At 71.7% G+C, this 20,221-nt stretch carries 16 protein-coding genes and 3 tRNA genes; 11 read left to right on the plus strand and 8 right to left on the minus strand.

The window, feature by feature from the left end; all coding sequences use genetic code 11:
* The first annotated feature begins 82 nt into the window (after window positions 1-82).
* Window positions 83-925 (plus strand): helix-turn-helix transcriptional regulator, encoded by an 843-nt coding sequence (locus ACFY9V_RS08320; protein ID WP_355344751.1) that lies wholly within the window; start codon window positions 83-85, stop codon window positions 923-925.
* 62 nt (window positions 926-987) lie between these two features.
* On the opposite strand, the gene ACFY9V_RS08325 is transcribed toward ACFY9V_RS08320, so the two are convergent.
* On the minus strand, window positions 988-1,164 hold the full coding sequence (locus tag ACFY9V_RS08325) for a hypothetical protein (protein ID WP_355344748.1): 177 nt from the start codon (window positions 1,162-1,164) through the stop codon (window positions 988-990).
* A gap of 507 nt (window positions 1,165-1,671) precedes the next feature.
* On the opposite strand from ACFY9V_RS08325, the gene ACFY9V_RS08330 reads away from it, so the two are divergent.
* The 4 genes from ACFY9V_RS08330 to ACFY9V_RS08345 all read left to right on the plus strand — a co-directional run bounded on the left by ACFY9V_RS08330 (window position 1,672) and on the right by ACFY9V_RS08345 (window position 4,245).
* Window positions 1,672-2,784, plus strand: a complete 1,113-nt coding sequence (locus ACFY9V_RS08330; RefSeq protein ID WP_391160211.1) for a hypothetical protein — start codon at window positions 1,672-1,674, stop codon at window positions 2,782-2,784.
* Between the two features lie 140 nt (window positions 2,785-2,924).
* Window positions 2,925-3,365 carry a phage holin family protein gene (locus ACFY9V_RS08335; RefSeq protein ID WP_355344864.1) on the plus strand — a complete coding sequence of 147 codons (441 nt, stop codon included), beginning with the start codon at window positions 2,925-2,927 and terminating at the stop codon, window positions 3,363-3,365.
* Entirely contained in the window at window positions 3,362-3,982 is a 621-nt protein-coding gene (locus ACFY9V_RS08340) for a DUF3618 domain-containing protein (RefSeq protein WP_391160213.1), read from the plus strand. The genes ACFY9V_RS08335 and ACFY9V_RS08340 overlap by 4 nt, the downstream gene beginning before the upstream one ends.
* Window positions 3,979-4,245: a DUF4235 domain-containing protein gene (locus tag ACFY9V_RS08345; RefSeq protein ID WP_391047392.1), complete on the plus strand. Its 267-nt coding sequence runs from the start codon at window positions 3,979-3,981 to the stop codon at window positions 4,243-4,245. The genes ACFY9V_RS08340 and ACFY9V_RS08345 overlap by 4 nt, the downstream gene beginning before the upstream one ends.
* A 230-nt stretch (window positions 4,246-4,475) precedes the next feature.
* Here ACFY9V_RS08345 and ACFY9V_RS08350 read toward each other — a convergent pair.
* From ACFY9V_RS08350 to ACFY9V_RS08360, 3 genes are all read right to left on the minus strand, one after another.
* Window positions 4,476-4,549 (minus strand) — tRNA-Ile (locus ACFY9V_RS08350).
* A 156-nt stretch (window positions 4,550-4,705) separates the two neighbouring features.
* Window positions 4,706-4,778: transfer RNA gene (locus ACFY9V_RS08355), tRNA-Asn, on the minus strand.
* A 5-nt stretch (window positions 4,779-4,783) separates the two neighbouring features.
* Window positions 4,784-4,856, minus strand: a tRNA-Asn gene (locus ACFY9V_RS08360).
* Window positions 4,857-5,066: 210 nt separating this feature from the next.
* Between ACFY9V_RS08360 and ACFY9V_RS08365 the strand changes: the two genes are divergently transcribed.
* The 5 genes from ACFY9V_RS08365 (at window position 5,067) to ACFY9V_RS08385 (ending at window position 12,839) form a co-directional block, all read left to right on the plus strand.
* Window positions 5,067-5,366 (plus strand): YtxH domain-containing protein, encoded by a 300-nt coding sequence (locus tag ACFY9V_RS08365; protein WP_355344861.1) that lies wholly within the window; start codon window positions 5,067-5,069, stop codon window positions 5,364-5,366.
* Window positions 5,367-5,482: 116 nt separating this feature from the next.
* Window positions 5,483-6,928, plus strand: coding sequence for an FGGY family carbohydrate kinase (locus ACFY9V_RS08370; RefSeq protein WP_391160215.1), 1,446 nt, complete (start codon window positions 5,483-5,485; stop codon window positions 6,926-6,928).
* A 188-nt stretch (window positions 6,929-7,116) separates the two neighbouring features.
* Entirely contained in the window at window positions 7,117-8,850 is a 1,734-nt protein-coding gene (locus ACFY9V_RS08375; RefSeq protein ID WP_355344731.1) for an ABC transporter ATP-binding protein, read from the plus strand.
* Between the two features lie 50 nt (window positions 8,851-8,900).
* Window positions 8,901-10,820, plus strand: coding sequence for an ABC transporter ATP-binding protein (locus tag ACFY9V_RS08380; protein ID WP_355344858.1), 1,920 nt, complete (start codon window positions 8,901-8,903; stop codon window positions 10,818-10,820).
* Between the two features lie 207 nt (window positions 10,821-11,027).
* A complete protein-coding gene (locus tag ACFY9V_RS08385; protein WP_391160606.1) occupies window positions 11,028-12,839 on the plus strand; it encodes a phosphatidylglycerol lysyltransferase domain-containing protein in 1,812 nt (603 codons plus the stop codon).
* A gap of 31 nt (window positions 12,840-12,870) precedes the next feature.
* Here ACFY9V_RS08385 and ACFY9V_RS08390 read toward each other — a convergent pair whose 3' ends face one another.
* Together ACFY9V_RS08390 and dnaG are read right to left on the minus strand one after the other, a co-directional pair.
* Window positions 12,871-14,049 carry a sigma-70 family RNA polymerase sigma factor gene (locus tag ACFY9V_RS08390; protein WP_391160217.1) on the minus strand — a complete coding sequence of 393 codons (1,179 nt, stop codon included), beginning with the start codon at window positions 14,047-14,049 and terminating at the stop codon, window positions 12,871-12,873.
* A gap of 120 nt (window positions 14,050-14,169) precedes the next feature.
* On the minus strand, window positions 14,170-16,113 hold the full coding sequence (gene dnaG / locus ACFY9V_RS08395; protein WP_355344725.1) for a DNA primase: 1,944 nt from the start codon (window positions 16,111-16,113) through the stop codon (window positions 14,170-14,172).
* 151 nt (window positions 16,114-16,264) lie between these two features.
* On the opposite strand from dnaG, the gene ACFY9V_RS08400 reads away from it, so the two are divergent.
* A complete protein-coding gene (locus ACFY9V_RS08400; protein WP_391160219.1) occupies window positions 16,265-18,193 on the plus strand; it encodes a glycoside hydrolase family 9 protein in 1,929 nt (642 codons plus the stop codon).
* A 36-nt stretch (window positions 18,194-18,229) separates the two neighbouring features.
* On the opposite strand, the gene ACFY9V_RS08405 is transcribed toward ACFY9V_RS08400, so the two are convergent.
* A complete protein-coding gene (locus ACFY9V_RS08405) occupies window positions 18,230-18,718 on the minus strand; it encodes a GNAT family N-acetyltransferase (protein ID WP_355344719.1) in 489 nt (162 codons plus the stop codon).
* Window positions 18,719-18,771: 53 nt separating this feature from the next.
* On the minus strand, window positions 18,772-20,034 hold the full coding sequence (locus ACFY9V_RS08410) for an FAD-dependent oxidoreductase (protein ID WP_355344716.1): 1,263 nt from the start codon (window positions 20,032-20,034) through the stop codon (window positions 18,772-18,774).
* Window positions 20,035-20,221: the final 187 nt, after the last annotated feature.

The following is a 20,221-nucleotide window of genomic DNA, read 5'->3' on the forward strand; positions in this document are numbered from 1 at the left end:
GCGGGAGACCGGGACCGGACAGGCGGAAGACCGGGGACGTACAGGCGGAAGACCGCGACCGGACAGGCGAGAGACTGGGGTCATGGACCGAGAACAGCTGGCGGACTTCCTGCGCACCCGGCGTGAGGCGCTGCAACCCGAGGACGTGGGGCTGCCGCGCGGGCCGCGGCGGCGAACGCGGGGGCTGCGGCGCGAGGAGGTCGCCGCGCTGTCCGGCATGTCGACCGACTACTACAGCCGGATCGAGCAGGCCCGCGGCCCGCAGCCGTCCGCGCCGATGCTGGGCGCCATCGCGCGCGGCCTGCATCTCTCGCTCGACGAGCGCGACCACCTCTTCCGGATGGCGGGGCACAGCGCCCCGGAGCGCGGATCGGGCAGCGACCACGTCAGCCCCGGTCTGATGCGGATTCTCGGGCGCCTGGACGACACTCCCGCGCAGGTCATGACGGATCTCGGCGAGACGCTGACGCAGACCCGGATGGCGCTCGCCCTGCTGGGCGACGAGACCGGGCACACCGGGATGGCCCGCAGCTTCGGCTACCGCTGGTTCACCGACCCCGTCACCCGCCGCATCTACCCCGAGGCCGACCACCCCACCCACAGCCGGATCTTCACCGCCGGGCTGCGCGAGACGCTCTCCCGCCAGGGTCCCGGCTCGCGGGCCGCCGCCCTCGTCGACGCCCTGCTCGCCGTGAGCCCCGAATTCGCCACCCTCTGGAGCGCCCACGAGATCGGCGTCCGCCACCCCGACGACCTCAAACGGATCCGTCACCCCGAGGTCGGTATCCTCCACCTGCACTGCCAGGTCCTCCAGGACCCCGCCCAGTCCCAGACCCTCCTGGTCTTCACCGCCACCCCCGGCACCGACTCCTACGAGAAGCTCCAGCTGCTGTCGTCGCTGGGCGAGCGCGGCGCGACGGCGTAGTCAGGGAGTCACGTACGGGTACGTCCCGTACGGGTACGGCCCCGTACCGCCGCGGTCCGGGGTCAGACCTGTTCCGACTCGCCTTCCACCGCGAGCTGCCACTCCGCCTGGAGGCGGGCCAGTTCCGTCAGCTCGTCCGGGGTCCATGAGGTGCGACCCGCGCTGAGCCGACGTATCCGGGCATTGAGCTCGGCCGCGTCGGCGAACGCGGAATCGGGAGCCGGAGGCGTGCTGGGCATGGGCGCAAACATATCCACGATCCGATAAACGCCCGGTATACGCCGAGCCCATCCCCCGGACCCCCCGGGTGTAATCCATCCCACTCCGGGGCAGACACACGGCCGGCCCCTCCGCGCCCCCGGTCGGCGCCTCTCAGCGCCGGTCAGCCTTCGGTCGGCGGCGGCCCGGCAGGGGCACCGAGGCCAGGGCGGGTGAGCCGCGCGGACACGGAGGTCGTTGGCCAGGTTTTTACGTTCCGCCGGGACGGCGTTCCGGATCATGGCCGCCCCGGCCTCGCGAGCCCGAACCGGACCTGCGGGGGCCCGCATGAGGCGGCGGCGCCGGGCCGTACTCCGCTTGCCGGGCCGGAGGACAACGGCGGCCGGACCGGGGGCGGTCGCGGTCTTGTCGGCCGCCGGGGCCCGGCCTAGCGTCGGGGCCTCATCCACTCGTCACGCGTTCGGTACGCCGACCACGGGGTCCGTCGTGCCGCGTGACGGGGTGCGAAGCCGAGGAGCGTGGCCGTCATGCCCGCCGAACACGTCACGCACAGCGCCGGAACCGGACCCAGCCGCCGGGGGCTGCTGCGTGCGGGGGCGGGCCTCACGGCCGCCGGGGCGCTCGGCGCGGCCGGAGTCCTCGCCGCCGCGGGACCGGCCGCCGCCGACCTGCCGGTCACCGCGCCCTTCTCGCTGGAGGGCGGCGGGGACCAGGTGTTCTGGCGCAAGCGGCTGCACGAGACGTCCTGGGCCATGCAGTCCTTCGCCTACGACAACGTCAACGGCCACATCTACTTCGCCCAGCACCGCCCCGGGGACAACGAGAACGACTCCGACGACGGGGACCCGTCAAAGGCGCACATCCACTACGGCGACATCTGGATCGTCCGCACCGACCTGGCGGGCAACGTGCTCGGCACCATGGCCCTGCACCAGTTCGGCCACGGCTCCTCGATGGCCGTCGAACCCACCGGCGCCGGTTCCGCGCCGTACCTGTGGATCGAGGGCGACAACTACAACGTCGCCAAGGGGGCGTACGAGGACAGCGGCTACCGGCTCACCCGGTTCCGTTACACCGAGGGCATCACCCTCACCTACGGCAACCCGTCGGTGATCCCGATCCAGGACCGTACGCCCACCATCAACACCTACGCGGGCCTGCCGCGCCCCGCGATCGACCCCGTCAACAACATGCTGCTGGTCCGCTACGCCACCCAGTCCACCTCACCCAACCCCTGGCGGCTGGTGGTCTTCCCGCTGGCGGACGCGGTGGCGGGACGGCTCTCCCAGGACGACAGGAAGGCCGAACGCGCGCTGCCCACCAACGCCCAACTGAAGATCCCGGACGACGCCGCCTTCCAGGGCGTCACCCTGTACGGCGAGTACGCCTACCTCCTCTACGGCGGGTCGGGCGGCCCGTCCTACCTCGCCGCCGTGAGCATGAACCACGCCGGGGGCGAGCACGGCGAGGTCTTCCACACCACCGCGGGGGCGACGATCCCGGGCCGCGAGCCGCAGGGCTGCGCGATCTGGGTGGCCGACGGCCAGCCCCGCCTCGCCTTCGGCTTCTCCGGCAAGACCGGCACCACGACCGACCCCAGCTTCGACGCGAGCCTCTTCTACAAGAACACCTTCGCCTGAGGGTGCCCGCGCCTTCCCCGTACGTCCCCCGCCTGAGCCGAACCGATGTGCCCGGCACGCGGCCGCCTGCCGAAGCGCGTGTGCGCCCGTCCGGCCCGGGTAGCCGGGCGCATAGGAGACGGAAGGACCGGTGAGTGGTGATGGATCCCGTCGGAACTCGGGCGGCAGGGGACGGCTCCGGAGCGGCGGACGGCTCGGGCGAGCCGTCGGTCGGTGAGCTGGTGTCGCGCGCGACACAGCAGATGTCGCAGCTCGTGCGCGAGGAAATGCGGCTCGCCCAGGCCGAGATGGCCCAGAAGGGCAAACGGTTCGGCATGGGCGGCGGGCTGTTCGGCGGTGCGGGGCTGCTGGCCTTCATCGGTCTGGAGGCGCTGGCCGCCACGGCGGTCGCGGCGCTCGCCCTCACGTTCTCGGTGTGGCTGTCGGCGCTGATCGTCGCGGTGGCGCTGCTGGCGCTCGCCGCCACGCTGGCGCTGGCGGGGAAGAAGGAAGTGAGCCGCGCGACGCCGCCGGCTCCCGAGCAGGCGATCGCCGGTGTCAAGGCCGATGTCGCCACCATCAAGGAAAAGACGAAGCGATGACCATCGACCCGCATGACGAGAAGGACCCGTCCACCCCCGAGGAACTGCGCGCCCAGGTGGAGAGCACCCGTGAGCAGCTCGGCGAGACGGTGGAGGAACTGGCCGCCAAGGCCGACGTAAAGGCCCGCGCCAAGGACAAGGCCGCCGACATCAAGGACGAGGTCGGCGACAAGGCCGCCCAGGCGAAGGACAAGGCCGCCGAGGTTAAGGACAAGGTCGGCGACAAGGCCGCCGAGGTCAAGGACAAGGTCCAGAGCAAGGTCACCGAGCTGAAGGACCGCGCCCAGACCACGAAGGACGAGGCCCAGGACACCGCTCAGGACACGGCGGCCGACGCGTCGGCCTCGGCCCGGGCGAAGGCGGCCGAAGTCGGCGCGCTGGTCCGGGACAAGACGCCAGAACCGGTGCGGGAGAAGGCCGCCGCCGCCTCGGCCAAGATCGCTGAGGGCACCGCGGCGGTGGCCGCCAAGGTCAGCGAGAAGACCCCCGAGCCCCTGGCCGAGAAGACCCAGCAGGCCGCCGACGCCGTCAAGCGCCGCCCCGGCGCGGCCGTCGCCGCGGCGATCGGCGCCGCCGTGGTGTTCTTCACCGTCCGCTGGAAGAGGGGCCGCAAGTGAACGCAGCGAAGATCGTCTACCGCCCGGTCGGTCTCCTGCTCAGCGTGGCCAGTGGCGCGTTGGCCGGAGCCGCCTTCAAGCAGATGTGGAAGGTGGTCGGGCACGACGACGACACCCCGGACGCGCTGGACGAGGAGCGCGCCTGGAAGGAGGTCCTGATCGCGGCCGCGCTGCACGGGCTGATCTTCGCCGTCGTGAAGGCGGCGGTCAGCCGGAGCGGCGCCACCGCCACCCGGCGGCTCACCGGCACCTGGCCGGCCTGACCCGCGCCCCACGCACGCGGAAAGCGGGGCCGCGCCGCGCGGTCTCACGCCGATCAGCCCTGTCCCCCGCCGAGTTGTGCCACGAGGCCGCCAGGGCGACCTCACCCGGCCCCGTCAAGGACGTGCCGCGGACGCCACTCGGACGGATGCTCGCGCGGGGGGTGTCGGCACCATGATCGCCGCCCCCGGAGACCGTCCGCGATGTGCCGGCTTCGCGGCACGGCGCAGGGTGGGGCGGGTGGGACTCGAACCCACGACCGACGGATTATGAGTCCGCTGCTCTAACCGGCTGAGCTACCGCCCCGTACGGTGCGCCTCGCGCGCCGTCTGCCGCAGCATAGCTGCTCATACGATCTGTCGCCCTCGCGGGTCACAGACGCGTCATTGGGTGGACTCGCGGGGGCGGGGAGTTGGTTCCCCGGGACATGAAAAAGGACCCCAACGGGGTCCTGATCCGGCGCTCCCCCGACTGGACTCGAACCAGTAACCTGCCGGTTAACAGCCGGCTGCTCTGCCAATTGAGCTACAGGGGACCGAGCTCCCCCGACTGGACTCGAACCAGTAACCTGCCGGTTAACAGCCGGCTGCTCTGCCAATTGAGCTACAGGGGATCGCTCTGCGTGCACCGAATGCACTCGTCAGGGTGTCCCCGGACGGCGCGCGTTCGCTGCGACACATACATTAGCGCAAGTGAGGGGGTGCTCCGCCAACCAGTTGCGCCAGGGTTGTCACCCGGGTGCACAGGGTAGGCGCGCAGCACACGGCACCTTGGCCCGACTTGTCCTATGCCTGACGTGTCCGACGGAAAGAGGGTGGAGCCCATGCGCTACCGGCTGACGTTCATCAGTGGAGCCGTCGTCGGCTATGTGCTCGGCGCGCGCGCCGGGCGCGAGCGGTACGAGCAGTTGCGCAAGAGCGCGCAGCGCGTCGCGCAGAACCCGGCGGTGCGCAACGCGGCGGAGAGCGCCGCGCAGACCGGCAGGAACGCCGCGGTGAAGGCCGCGGACACGGTGACGGCGAAGGTCGGCGACCGGCTGCCGGAGTCGGTGACCGAGCGGGTGAAGGCACTGCGCGACCGCAGCGCGCCGCCCGAGGACGACTGGGGCACCTCCAACACCTGAGGATGGGCATCCCCGCCCGCATCCCGCCCGCACCCCGCCCGTTTCTCGAACACCTGACGCAACCTGATGCACAGCTGTCACCCCGCACCCGCCCCCCGTGGGGCATCATCTCGTCCATGGGGAAAGTCGCGGGCATAGACAGCTCCACCACCGGTACGACCGTCGTCGTGTGCGACAGCGAGACCGGGGCGGTACTCAGGCAGGGCCATGCGCCGCACCCTCTGGACGACGGCGAGAAGCCGACCGAGATCGACCCGCAGGCGTGGCTGCTGTCGCTGGGCGAGGCGGCCAAGGACGGCGTCCTCGAAGGGGTGCAGGCGATAGGCATCTCCGGGCAGCAGCACGGGCTGCTGGCCCTGGACGCGGGCGGGGTGGCCGTACGCCCAGCCCTGTTGCGCGGCGACAAGCGGGCGCAGGCGCAGGCCGTGGACCTCACCGACGAGCTGGGCGGGGCGGCCGGGTGGGCCGAGGCGGTCGGCTCGGTGCCGCAGGCCGCGTATCCGGTGGCGAAGCTGCGCTGGATCGCGCAGCACGAACCGCAGACGGCCACGCGCATAGCGCAGGTGATGCTCCCGCACGACTGGCTGGTGTGGCAGTTGCTGGGGCGGCCCGCGCGCCGTACGACCGACCGCGGCGACGCCTCGGGCACCGGCTACTGGTCGGCGGCCACCGGCGAGTACCGCACGGATCTGGTCGAGCGGGCGCTCGGCCACCAGGTGGCGCTCCCCGACGTACTGGCCCCCGCCGAGCCCGCGGGACAGACCCCCGAGGGCCTGCTGATCTCCGCGGGCACCGGCGACAACATGGCCGCCGCCCTGGGCCTGGGCCTCGGCCCCGGCGACGCGGTGGTCTCCCTGGGCGCGGCGGGCACCGTCTTCGCCGTGCACCACGAGGCGCTGAAGGACCCGACGGGTACGGTCACCGCCTTCGCCGATGCGACCGGCCGCCATCTGCCCGTGGTGCAGGTGCGCAACGCCGTCCGTACGCTGCGCGGCACCGCCGATCTGCTGGGCACCGACCTGGCCGGGCTGTCCGAACTGGCGCTCCAGTCCACGCCCGGCGCGTACGGACTGGTGCTGCTGCCGTATCTGGAGGGCGAGCGGACGCCCGATCTGCCGCACACCGCGGGGACGCTGGCCGGGCTGCGGCGCGACTCGATGAAGCCGGAGCACCTGGCGCGGGCCGCCTTCGAGGGCATGCTGTGCGGGCTGACGGACGTGCTGGACGTGCTGCGCAACAAGGGCGTCGAGGTGCGCCGGGTGTTCCTGCTGGGCGCGGCGGGCGAGCTGCCCGCGGTGCGCGCCATCGCGCCCGCGCTGTTCGGCACGCAGGTCGTCGTCCCGCCGGCCGCCGAGTACGCGGCGCTGGGCGCGGCGCGGCAGGCCGCCTGGTCGCTGGGCGCGGTGCTCGGCTCGCAGTCGCAGACCGAGCCGCCGCCGTGGGCCGAGGCGGCCACGCAACTGCTGGAGCCGGGCGACGACTCGGCCGTGGGGTCAGCGGTGCGTCAGCAGTACGTCGCGGTGCGCGAGCAGACTCACCCGGGGGCCTTTGCCTCGCTTTAATCCCATGCGGCCCGGCGGTGTCGGAAGATAAGATCCTCCGCCGATCAAGACGGGCAAAGGGCGGGCAAAGCTCGGCGGGCCGGGGCAACGTCCCCTCCCCCGCGCTGCGTCTCCGTACGCGCCTTCCGCCGCCTGCGTACGTCCCGCCGGGTACGCGGCGCCCGTACCGCCGACACCGAGGTTTCAGTGTGCTGATCAGACTCCTGCGGGCCCACCTGGGCCCGTACAAGCGACCCATCGGTCTCTTGGTACTGCTCCAACTCGTCCAGACCATAGCCACGCTCTACCTGCCCACGCTCAACGCCGACATCATCGACAACGGGGTGGTGAAGGGCGACACCGGCTACATCGTGGGGCTGGGCGGCGTCATGATCGGGGTGACCGTCGTCCAGGTCTGCTGCGCGATCGGCGCGGTCTTCTTCGGCGCCCGGACCTCGATGGCGGTCGGCCGTGACATCCGCGCGTCGGTCTTCGACCGGGTGCAGAGCTTCTCGGCCCGCGAGGTCGGGCAGTTCGGGGCGCCGTCGCTGATCACCCGCACCACCAATGACGTGCAGCAGGTGCAGATGCTGGTGCTGCTGACGTTCACGCTGATGGTGTCCGCGCCGATCATGTGCGTCGGCGGCATCATCATGGCGCTCGGCCAGGACGTGCCGCTGTCGTCGCTGCTGCTGGCCGTGGTGCCGCTGCTCGGCATCGTGATCAGCCTGATCATCCGCAGGATGCGCCCGCTGTTCCGCACGATGCAGACCCGCGTGGACACCGTGAACCGGGTGCTGCGCGAGCAGATCACCGGCATCCGCGTGATCCGCGCCTTCGTCAAGGACGACTACGAGCAGCGCCGCTTCGCCGAGGCCAACGACAGTCTGACCGATGTGTCGCTGGCCACCGGAAAGCTGATGGCGCTGATGTTCCCGCTGGTGATGGGCGTGGTGAACATCTCCAGCGTCGCCGTGCTGTGGTTCGGCGCGCACCGCATCGACAGCGGCGGGATGCAGATCGGCGCCCTGACGGCGTTCCTGAGCTATCTGATGCAGATCCTGATGTCGGTCATGATGGCCACCTTCATGTTCATGATGGTGCCGCGCGCCGAGGTCTGCGCCGAGCGCATCGAGGAGGTGCTGGGCACCGAGTCCAGCGTCGTCCCGCCGACCGCGCCCGTGCTGACCCTGCGCCGCCACGGCGACCTGGAGCTGACCGGCGTGGAGTTCGCCTACCCCGGCGCGGAGGCGGCCGTCCTGCGCGGGGTCGACCTGGTCGCCAGGCCCGGTGAGGTGACCGCGATCATCGGCTCCACCGGCAGCGGCAAGTCGACGCTGCTCGGCCTGATCCCGCGGCTGTACGACGCGACGGGCGGCCGGGTGCTGGTCGACGGCGAGGACGTCGCGGAGCTGGCCCCCGCGCTGCTGGCCGAGACCGTCGGCCTCGTACCGCAGAAGCCGTATCTGTTCTCCGGCACCGTCGCGACCAACCTGCGGTACGGCAAACCGGACGCCACCGACGAGGAGCTGTGGCACGCGCTGGAGGTGGCGCAGGCCAAGGACTTCGTGGAGCGGCTCGACGGCGGGCTCGACGCGCCCATCGCGCAGGGCGGCAGCAATGTCTCCGGCGGGCAGCGGCAGCGCCTGGCCATCGCGCGGGTCCTGGTCCGCAAGCCGGAGATCTACCTCTTCGACGACTCCTTCTCGGCGCTGGACTACGCGACGGACGCGGCGCTGCGCCGCGCGCTGCTGCACGAGACCGCCGCCGCGACCGTGCTGATCGTCGCCCAGCGGGTGTCCACCATCCGTGACGCGGACCGGATCGTCGTCCTGGACGAGGGCCGGGTCGTCGGCACCGGCACGCACACCGAGCTGATGACCGACAACGAGACCTACCGGGAGATCGTCCTGTCCCAGCTCACGGAAGCCGAGGCCGCCTGATGAGCGACGACGAGCACAAGCCCGCCGCCGCGCAGCGCCCGCCGCGGCCGATGGGCGGGCCCGCGCGCTTCATGAGCGGCGGCCCGGTCGAGAAGCCGATGGACTTCGGCGGGTCGCTGAAGCGGCTGCTGGGTCTGATGCGTCCCGACCGTTTCCTGCTCTGCCTGGTGCTGGTCCTCGGCACGGCGAGCGTCGCGCTCGCCGTGACCGGGCCGCGCATCCTCGGTCACGCCACCGACCTGATCTTCGCCGGGGTGATCGGACGGCGGTTCCCCGGCGGCACCAAGCAGCAGGCGCTCGACGCGCTGCGCGCGCACGGTGACGGCCGGGTCGCCGACATGCTCAAGGGCATCGGTTTCACGCCGGGCCAGGGCATGGACTTCGACGCCATCGGCAAGGTGCTGCTGGTGGTCCTCGCGGTGTACGTGGCCGCGGCCGTCTTCAGCGTCTTCCAGATGCGCACCGCGACCAAGGTGATCAACCGGGCGATGTTCCGGATGCGCTCCGACGTCGAGGACAAGCTGGCGAAGCTGCCGCTGTCGTACTTCGACCGGCAGCCGCGCGGCGAGGTGCTGAGCCGGGCCACCAACGACATCGACAACATCGGCCAGACGATGCAGCAGACCATGGGCCAGCTGGTGAACTCGCTGCTGACCATCGTGGGCGTGCTGGCCATGATGTTCTGGATCTCCTGGCTGCTGGCGCTGATCGCGCTGGTCACCGTGCCGGTGACGCTGCTGGTGGCCACGCGGGTGGGCAAGCGCGCGCAGCCGCAGTTCATCCAGCAGTGGAAGACCACCGGCAAGCTCAACGCGCACATCGAGGAGATGTACACCGGCCACTCGCTGGTGAAGGTCTTCGGGCGCGCGGAGGAGTCGGCGGCGGCCTTCGAGGAGCAGAACGAGGCGCTGTACCGCTCGGGCTTCAAGGCGCAGTTCATCTCCGGCACGATCCAGCCGATGATGATGTTCATCGGCAATCTGAACTACGTGCTGGTGGCCGTCGTCGGTGGCCTGCGGGTCGCGTCGGGCGCGCTGTCCATCGGTGACGTCCAGGCGTTCGTGCAGTACTCGCGGCAGTTCAGCCAGCCGCTGACGCAGGTGGCGAGCATGTCGAACCTGATCCAGTCCGGCATCGCGTCGGCCGAGCGGGTCTTCGAACTCCTCGACGCCGAGGAGCAGTCGGCGGAGCCGGCGAAGCGGGACGTCCCCCGGGTGCCGGTGCGGGGCCGGGTAGCGCTGGAGGACGTGAGCTTCCGCTACGACCCGGACAAGCCGCTGATCGACCACCTGTCGCTGAAGGTGGAGCCGGGCCACACCGTCGCGATCGTCGGCCCGACCGGCGCGGGCAAGACCACGCTGGTCAATCTGCTGATGCGGTTCTACGAGGTGTCCGGCGGCCGGATCACCCTGGACGGCACCGATGTGGCCACGCTCTCCCGCGAGGAGCTGCGCTCCTCGATCGGCATGGTCCTCCAGGACACCTGGCTGTTCGGCGGCACGATCGCGGAGAACATCGGCTACGGCAGCGAGGGGGCGACCGCCGAGCAGATCGAGGAGGCGGCGCGCGCCGCGCACGCGGACCGCTTCATCCGCACGCTGCCCGAGGGCTACGACACGGTGATCGACGACGAGGGCGCGGGGGTCAGCGCGGGTGAGAAACAACTCATCACCATCGCGCGGGCGTTCCTGTCCGATCCGACGATCCTGGTACTGGACGAGGCGACCAGCTCCGTCGACACCCGTACCGAGGTGCTGATCCAGCGGGCGATGGCCAAGCTCAGCCACGGCCGTACCAGCTTCGTGATCGCGCACCGGCTGTCCACGATCCGCGACGCCGACGTCATCTTGGTGATGGAGTCCGGCGCGATCGTCGAACAGGGCACGCACGAGGAGCTGTTGGCGGCCAAGGGCGCGTACGCGCGGCTGTACGCGGCGCAGTTCGCGCAGGCCGTGGCGGAGGTCGACTGAGGTACGAGGGCCGGCCGGGACGGGTGTTCCGTCCCGGCCGACCGGCCGGAGCGGGGGGCCGGAAAACCCGAGGAGCCAGCGGGTACGGCGGCGCGCGGCGTTGGTAGCCTGTGCCGCCGTACCTCCGGAAGGGCAGAAGTGATGAGCAGCGCCACCACCGCGGCGTCGGTCGCGGGTACCGGCACGCGGGCGGGTACGAGTACCCGTATGGGTACGAGCACGGATTCGGGTACGGGTACGGGTACGAGTACGGGCGAGGGGCCGCGGCAGGGGCGACCGGGCGGTTCCGACCCGGTGCGCTGCCCCGCGCGGCGCGAGACCTCGACGCTGGCGCGGCGCAGCGCGCGGGTGCCGATCTGGTACCTGCGGGTGATCGGCGTCGTCGATCTGCTGTCCGCCGTATCCCTGACGATCCGTCAGGAGATGTCGAACCACAACACCGGTGAGCTGTTCACGCCGTTCATGCTCTTCGCGGGCTTCGGCTCGGCCGCCGCGACGCTCTTCATGGCCATGATGCTGGCCCGCCACAAGCGCGTGGCCTGGATCGTCTTCATGGCGCTGTGCGGCGGCTACGCGGCCCTGTCGGTGTGGGCGCTGTGCTACGACGACCTGCGGCGGCACCCGTTCAACTGGGTCTCCACCGCGCTCACTTTGACCGTGCTGTGCTTCGGCGCGCTCGGCCGCCGCGAATTCCACGGCAAGGGCGACCGCACCAACCCGCAGCTCGCGCTCGCCGTCCTCGGCGTCGGCGCGCTGCTGTCGGTCCTGGTCGGCACGACCCTGGTCACGGCCGTCGGCCCGGAGCGCGCCAGCGTCGGCGACCGCGTCTGGTACGTGGCGCTGCGGCTCACGACGCTGAGCCGCGACTCCGACATCGAGCCGAATCTGCACATCAGCCCGTGGGTCAGCAGCGGCCTCAACCTGGCGGGCCTCGGCCTGCTGCTCGCCGTGCTCTACGCGCTCTTCCGCTCCCCGCGCGGCCGGGACCTCCAGAGCCGCGACGACGAGGACCGGCTGCGCGAACTGCTCGCCCGGCACGGCGCCCGCGACTCGCTCGGCTACTTCGCGCTGCGCCGCGACAAGTCCGTCATCTTCTCGCCCAGCGGCAAGGCCGCCGTCGCCTACCGCGTGGTCGGCGGTGTGGCCCTGGCCTCCGGCGACCCGATCGGCGACGTCGAGGCATGGCCGGGCGCCATCGACGCCTGGCTGGTGGAGACCCGCGACCACGCCTGGATCCCCGCGGTGATGGGCGCCAGCGAGGAGGGCGGCACCGTCTACGCCCGGCACGGCCTGGACGCGCTGGAACTGGGCGACGAAGCCATCGTGGAGACCGACGAGTTCACCCTGGACGGCCGGGCGATGCGCGGCGTGCGGCAGGCGTACAACCGGGTGCGGCGCGCCGGTTACACCACCCGTATCCGGCGGCACCGCGACATCCCGGCCGACGAGACGGCCGCGCTGATCGAGGCGGCGGACCGCTGGCGGGACGGCGCCACCGAGCGCGGCTTCTCGATGGCGCTCGGCAGGCTCGGCGACCCGGCCGACGGCGACTGCGTGATGATCGAATGCCTCGACGGCGAGGGCGAGTTGAAGGCGCTGCTCAGCTTTGTGCCGTGGGGCCCGAAGGGGCTGTCGCTGGACTTGATGCGGCGCGACCGGGACAGCGAGAACGGCCTGGTCGAGTTCATGGTCCTCGACCTGATCGAACGCGCCGCCGACGTCGGCGTGGAGCGGGTGTCGCTCAACTTCGCGATGTTCCGGTCGGTGTTCGAGGACGGCGCCCGGCTGGGCGCGGGCCCGGTGCTGCGGCTGTGGCGCTCGGCCCTGATGTTCTTCTCCCGCTGGTGGCAACTGGAGTCGCTGTACCGCGCGAACGCCAAGTACCGGCCCATCTGGGAGCCGCGCTTCCTGCTCTTCGCCAAGAGCGCGCACCTGCCGCGGATCGGGCTGGCGAGCGCGCGCGCCGAGGGGTTCGTGGTGGCGCCGAGGCCGCTGGCGCGGCTGCGCAGGGACGGCTAGGGCCTGAGGGGGGCTCCGCCGCCTGGGGGGCTCAGTCGAGGTAGCCGCGGAGCTGGTCGGCGAAGGCGTGGTCGCGGAGCTTGTTGAGGGTCTTGGACTCGATCTGGCGGATGCGTTCGCGGGTCACGCCGAAGATGCGGCCGATCTCCTCCAGGGTGCGGGGGCGGCCGTCGGCGAGGCCGTAGCGGAGCTGGACGACCTTGCGCTCGCGCTCGCCGAGCGTGGACAGCACCGCTTCCAGGTGCTCGCGCAGCAGCAGGAAGGCCGCGGACTCCACGGGCGAGGCGGCGTCGCCGTCCTCGATGAGGTCGCCGAGCGCGACGTCCTCCTCCTCGCCGACCGGCGCGTGCAGCGACACCGGCTCCTGGGCCAGCCGCAGCACCTCGCTGACCCGCTCCTCCGGCAGGTCGAGCTGGGCGGCGACCTCCTCGGTGCTCGGCTCGTAGCCGCGCTCCTGGAGCAGCCGCCGCTGCACCCGCACCACCCGGTTGATCAGCTCCACCACGTGCACGGGGACCCGTATCGTCCTGGCCTGGTCGGCCAGCGCCCGCGACATCGCCTGGCGGATCCACCAGGTCGCGTACGTCGAGAACTTGTAGCCGCGCGCGTAGTCGAACTTCTCCACCGCCCGGATCAGCCCGAGATTGCCCTCCTGGACCAGGTCGAGCATGGTCAGGCCGCGGCCGATGTACCGCTTGGCGACCGAGACGACCAGCCGCAGATTGGCCTCGATGAGGCGGCGCTTGGCCATCCGGCCGAGCACCACCAGGCGGTCGAGGTCGACGGCGAGCTGCGAGTCCAGGTCGGGGAAGGCACCGAGCTTCTCCTCGGCGAAGAGTCCGGCCTCCACCCGGCGGGCCAGGTCCACCTCTTCGGCCGCCGTGAGCAGCGGGATACGGCCGATCTCGCGCAGATACTGCCGGAAGAGGTCGGCGGACGGGCCCGCGGACTCCTCGCGCGGCGGCCGTACCGGCACCGCGTCCTCGTCGTCCCGCTCGTCGGTGACCACGCGTTGCTCCGGCACCCGCGACCCCGTGAGGTTCCCTGGCGGTTCCGCCTGGGGCTCCATCGCCACCACCTCGGCCGCGGTCGTGAGGGTCTGGATCTGGGTGTGGATCTGGGTCTGGGTCTGCACGGAAGCGACCTCCAGAAGTGAGCGCGTCCTCGGGCTCGCAGCGCGTCTTGCCGGACAGGCCCTGGGCGCCGTCACCCAGTGTGGCCCACGACGCGGCTCCGCTACGAGGGGCGTGCGCTCCCTTTTTCACACAAGGTCACCGCTCAGGTCCGTGCGGTGACGCAAGGCATATGCCCAGGCGTACGCCCGCGGCGGCTACAGCCCCGCCGCGCCCTGTTCGCGCAGCCGCTGGCCGTACTGCTGGAGCGCCCACAGCTCGCCCAGCGACGCGGTGACCTCGGGCGAGTCCTGCGGGACGCCCTGGGCGGCGAACCGCGCCTGCGTGGCGTGCACCTGGGCCACGCGCCGCTCCACCGCGTTGATCCGCACCCGGACCAGCACCTCGCCCGCGTAGAACTCGGGCGACTTGTGCATCACCGGCTCGACGGCCAGTTCGGTGACCATCATCCGTACGGTGTCGTCGGGCGCGGCCTCGCGGACCCGTACGAGATAGTCGCCGTCGGCCGCCTCGACGCCGCCCGCCTCGGCGATCACCCGGCGCACGGCGGCGTAGGGCGGTCCGGTGAACTCGTCCTCGCCGTACGCGTCGAAGGCCGGGGAGACCAGCTTCGGGTACTGGAGGGCGAGCTTGAGCAGCTCGCGCTCGACGCGGTGGGCGGGGCTGCGCAGGTCCAGGCGGGGACCGCGCGGCGCGTTCTGCGCGGGGACGCCGGAGGACTGCCGGTCGCCGCCCGCGTACGGACCGCCCTGGCCCTGGCGGCCGTACTGCGGGCGGTTGTCGGTGCTGCCGCCGCCCGCCGCGCGGGCCCTGGCCATCGCGCGGACCCGGCGGATGATCGACTGCTCCTCGGACTGCGTGCCGATCCCGGCCATGCCGACCAGCCGGATCGCGTAACGGTCGCGCAGCGCCTGGTTCTTGATCGCGGCGACCACGGCGACCCCCGCGTCCACGGCCGCCACCCGGCCCTCGTCGGTGTCCAGGTTGTAGCGGGACACGATGGAGCGCAGCGCGAAGGCGAACAGCGGGGTGCGGCCGTCGATCAGCCGCTGGATGGCCGCGTCGCCCTCGGCGAGCCGCAGTTCGCACGGGTCCATCCCGCCGGGCGTGATCGCGATCGACGTCTCGGCGGCGAATTTCTGGTCGTCCTCGAACGCCCGCAGCGCGGCCTTCTGGCCCGCCTCGTCGCCGTCGAAGGTGAAGACCACCTCGGCGGTCGAATTGTCCATCAGCAGCCGGCGCAGGATCTTGATGTGGTCGCCGCCGAAGGAGGTGCCGCAGGTGGCGATGGCCGTGGTGACCCCGGCGAGATGGCAGGCCATCACGTCGGTGTACCCCTCGACGACCACCGCCCGCCCGGTCTTGGCGATCTCCTTCTTGGCCAGGTCGATGCCGTACAGCACCTGGGACTTCTTGTAGAGCGGCGTCTCGGAGGTGTTCAGGTACTTCGGGCCCTGGTCGTCCTCGCGCAGCTTGCGCGCGCCGAAGCCGATCACCTCGCCGGTGATGTCCCGGATCGGCCAGATCAGCCGCCCCCTGAAGCGGTCGATCGCCCCGCCCCTGCGGCTCTCGGAGGCCAGTCCCGCGGTGATCAGCTCCTTGTCGGTGAAGCCCTTCCCCCGCAGATACCGCACCAGGTGGTCCCACCCGGCGGGCGCGTACCCCACCCCGAAGTGCTCCGCCGCCGCCTGGTCGAAGCCGCGCTCGGCCAGGAACCTCCGGCCGATCTCCGCCTCCGCCCCGCCCAGTTGCTCCACATAGAACTGCGCGGCGGCCTTGTGCGCCTCGACCAGCCGGATCCGCTCGCCCTGCTGCCGCCCGGGGACATGGCTGCCCTCCTCGTACCGCAGCGTGATCCCGGCCTGCCCGGCCAAGCGCTCGACGGCCTCGGTGAACGACAGATGGTCGAGCTTCATGACGAACGCGAGGGTGTCCCCGCCTTCCCCGCAGCCGAAGCAGTGGTAGAGGCCCTTGGAGGGGCTGACCTGGAAGGAGGGGGATTTCTCGTCGTGGAAGGGGCACAGGCCCTTGAGATTGCCGCCGCCGGCGTTCTTGAGCTGGAGGTATTCGGAGACGACGGCGTCGATCGGGACCGCGTCCCGTACCGCCTTCACGTCTTCGTCTCTGATCCTGCCCGCCACTCGCGCAAGTCTACGGCGCTGGTGGGACAGCGGAGCGCCGGGCGGTGGGTGGCGACGAAGGTCTTGACCCGGGCGGGGGTGAGGACTAGCTTCGCCAATCGTTAGGAACCTTTCCTATTGGGGTTCCGAAGTCGTGGGGAGACACAGCCGCATGCCCGAGCTTCGCAGAAGGCCGCTCCGCAGATGGACCACCGCCGCGGCGACGGCTGTCACCGCGACCGCCGTGCTGGCGGCGCTGTCGCTGGCGGGCGGCGCGGACACCGCCCAGGCCGCGACCACCGGCGAGGTCCGGGTGAACCAGGTCGGCTACGCGGGAAGCGGCGCCAAAGAAGCGTTCCTGCTGGCCAAGAGCGCGGTCGGCGAGACGTCGTGGAAGCTGGTCGGCCGCGGCGGCCGGGTCGTCGCGCACGGCAGCACGGGGGCGAGCCTGGGCCGCTGGAACAGCGCGTATCCGGCCGTCTACCTGATCGACTTCAGCGCGGTGCGCACGCCCGGCACCTACCGGCTGGTGGTCGGCGGCACCGCCACCGCCTCCTCCCCCGCCTTCACCATCGGCTCGGCGAAGGCCGTCTTCGGCCGTCCCGCCGCCGACGCCACCGCCTTCTTCCAGGCCCAGCGCGACGGCGCGAGGACGATCCCCGGGCAGCTGCGGCGCAAGCCGTCGCATCTCAACGACGCGCACGCCGCCGTCTACGCGTGGCCGTCGTTCACCGACCCCGACGGCGACACGATCAAGGCCGCCCCGAAGAAGATCGCGGGCGCGGCCCCGGTGGACGTCTCCGGCGGCTGGTTCGACGCGGGCGACTACCTGAAGTTCACCGAGACCACCTCGTACGCCGTCGCCGCGCTCCAGATCGCCGCCCGGCAGACCGGCGCGGGCCCCGCCTCGGCCCTCGGCGGCGAGGCGCAGCACGGCCTGGACTGGCTCGACAAGATGTGGGACGGCACAACGAAGACGCTGTACATCCAGGTCGGCCTCGGCTCCGGTACGGACAGCGGCAGCGTCGTCGGCGACCACGACGTGTGGCGGCTGCCGGAGAAGGACGACAAGGACTCCGCGCACCCGTTCCTGAAGAACCGCCCGGTGTTCAGGGCGGGCGCCCCCGGCGCGAAGCTCAGCCCCAACCAGGCGGGCCGGCTCGCCGCCGACTTCGCGCTCGCCGCCCAGCGGTACGCGGCCACCGCGCCCGCCAAGGCCCGCGCGTATCTGAACACCGCGGCGCAGATCTACGGCCTGGCCGACACCCGCCCTGGCACGCTCGTCACCACCGTGCCGTACGGCTACTACCCCGAGACGAGCTGGAAGGACGATCTGGCCTTCGGCGGGGCCGAGTTGGCGCTGGCGGCGCAGCGGCTGCACGACCGGCGCGGCGCGGACTGGCTGAAGCAGGCGGCGAGTTGGGCGAAGGCGCACCAGAGCGAGGCGGGCGCGGACACGCTGAACATGTACGACACCAGCGCGCTCGCCGACCTCGACCTGGCGCGGGCGATCAGGGCGGCCGGGCACCCGCGCGGCCTCGCGGTGACGTACGCCGACCTGGTCGGTTACGTGAAGGGCCAGATCGCCTCCGGGCAACGGCGGGCGGCGGCCGATCCGTTCCACGCGGGCGCGGTCTACGACGACTTCGACGCGGACTCCCACACGCTGGGTCTCGCGGCCACCACGCGGCTGTACCGCTCGGTGACCGGCGACACCTCGTTCGACCGCTTCGCGGTGCAGCAACTCGACTGGCTGCTGGGGGCGAACGCCTGGGGCACGTCCTTCATGGTCGGCCAGGGACAGACCTTCCCGCGCTGCACGGCCGGCGAGTTGGGCAACCTCGCGGGGAGCCTGACCGGTTCACGACCGCTGGAGGTGGGTGCGATCGTCAACGGACCCAACGGCGCGGAGCAGTTCAGCGACGGCCTCGGCGACTACCTGGACGGCATGCGGCCGTGCCCGCCCGGCGGCGCGGACCCGTACAGCGCCTTCAACGGGCGCGGCAGCCGGTACGTGGACGACGTGCGGTCGTGGCAGAGCTCGGAGCCGGCGCTGGACATGGACGCGTCGGGGCTGCTGGCCTTCTACCTGTCGAAGTAGCGTTCGGGGACAGGCGGAGAGGCGCTGGGCGACGGCCTACGCGGGACCCCGCGCGAGGTCCTTGGTGACGAACACGTAGTGCGGGCCGATCGGTTCCACGACGAATTCCTCGCCGATCGCCGTGAAGCCGAAGTGCTCGTAGAAACCGGCGGCGGACGTACGGCCGTTGCACCAGGCCAGTTCGGCGCCGCGGGCCGCGGCCTCGCGCAGGCCCGCGATCAGGGCCGCGCCGCCGAACCCCTGGCCGCGGACCTCGGGCGCGCTGCCCATCCCGCGGAAGCGGTACGCGGACGCCCCGGCCGTATCCGCGTCCGCGAGGGCGTCGTCCCCCGACAGCGGCTCGGGGAAGAAGGTGGCGCAGCCCCGTACCGCGCCTTCCTCGTCGTAGGCGGCGATGTGGAACGTGCCGTCGCGCGAGTCCTCCGGATAGACGGCGGTCTCGCGCGGCAGGCCAGTCCGCAGCACCGCCCAGCGCAGGGCGAAGATCTCCTCGACGGGCACGACGGCGGTACGGGTGACGGGCACGGCGGGGTGTCCCTTCCTGGTCGGTCCGGCCGGTCCAGGAAGGAAGCTCCTGGTCAGTCCAGGAACGAGGTTAGTGGCACCGCCGGATCGGACAGCCGCTCGGGGTCGACCGCGCGGCCGGAGCGGATGAGCTGCTGGATCGGCTCGGTGACGTCCCACACATTGACGTTCATCCCCGCCAGCACCCGCCCCTCGTTCAGCCAGAAGGCGATGAACTGCCGCTTGCCCACATCGCCGCGGCACACCACCTGGTCGTACGAGCCGGGCGCCGCGTTCCCCGAGAACTCCATGCCCAGGTCGTACTGGTCGGAGAAGAAGTACGGAACCCGGTCGTACGACACCGGGCGGCCGAGCATGGCGCGGGCCGCGGCGGGGCCGCCGTTCAGCGCGTTCGCCCAGTGCTCGACGCGCAACCGGCCGCCGAGCAGCGGGTGTTCGGCGTTGGCGACATCGCCCGCGGCGAAGATGTCGGGGTTCGAGGTGCGCAGCGAGGCGTCCACGGCGATGCCGCCGCCCTCGGCCGGGTCGACCAGGTCGAGTCCCGCGCTCTCGGCCAGCGCGGTGCGCGGGGCGGCGCCGATCGCGGCGAGCACGTCGTGCGCCGGGTGCTCCTCGCCGTCATCGGTGAGGGCGGCGAGCACCATGCCGTCCTGGCCGGTGATCTCGGTGAGCCGGGCGCCGAAGTGGAAGCGGACGCCGTGCTCGGCGTGCAGGTCGGTGAAGACCGCGCCCAGTTCGGGGCCGAGCACCGAGTGCAGCGGGGTCGGCGCGGACTCCACGACGGTGACCTCGGCGCCGTAGCCGCGGGCCGCGGCGGCGACCTCCAGGCCGATCCAGCCCGCGCCCGCCACCACCAGGTGGCCGTTCTCCCGGCCGAGGCTGGTCAGCACGTGCTTGAGCCGGTCGGCGTGCGCGAGCCTGCGCAGGTGGTGCACCCCGGCCAGGTCGGTGCCCGGGATGTCCAAGCGGCGCGGCTCGGAGCCGGTGGCGAGCAGCAGCTTGTCGTACATCAGGGTCGTGCCGTCGCCGAGGCGGACGAATTTGGCGGCCGGGTCCAGGTGCACGACCGGCTGGCCCAGGTGCAGCTCGATGTCGTGCTCGGCGTACCAGGAGGTGTTCTGCACGAAGACCGAGTCGCGCTCGTCGGCGCCGGTCAGATAGCCCTTGGACAGGGGCGGGCGTTCATAGGGGTGGTCGCGCTCGTCGCCGATCAGTATCACCCGGCCGGTGAAACCCTCGGCCCGGAGCGTTTCGGCCGCCTTCGCCCCGGCGAGCCCTGCTCCGACGATCACGAAGGTTTCGTGTGCGTCCACCACGGTGGCCCTCCAGGCGGGTCGGCGATCGGTACGTGTGCGAGCGTACGTGTACGTGTCGTGCGGTGCTGCGTGCGTGGTGCTTGTGCGTGGTGCTTGTGCGTTCTGTTCGTGCGTCGTGCGGTGCGTCTGAGGGCGCGTCGTGCTCGTGCGTCCTGCTTGTGCGTACATACGAGCGTCCCGCACGTCA

This window comes from Streptomyces sp. NPDC008317, from assembly GCF_042955955.1.
GTDB lineage: Bacteria > Actinomycetota > Actinomycetes > Streptomycetales > Streptomycetaceae > Actinacidiphila.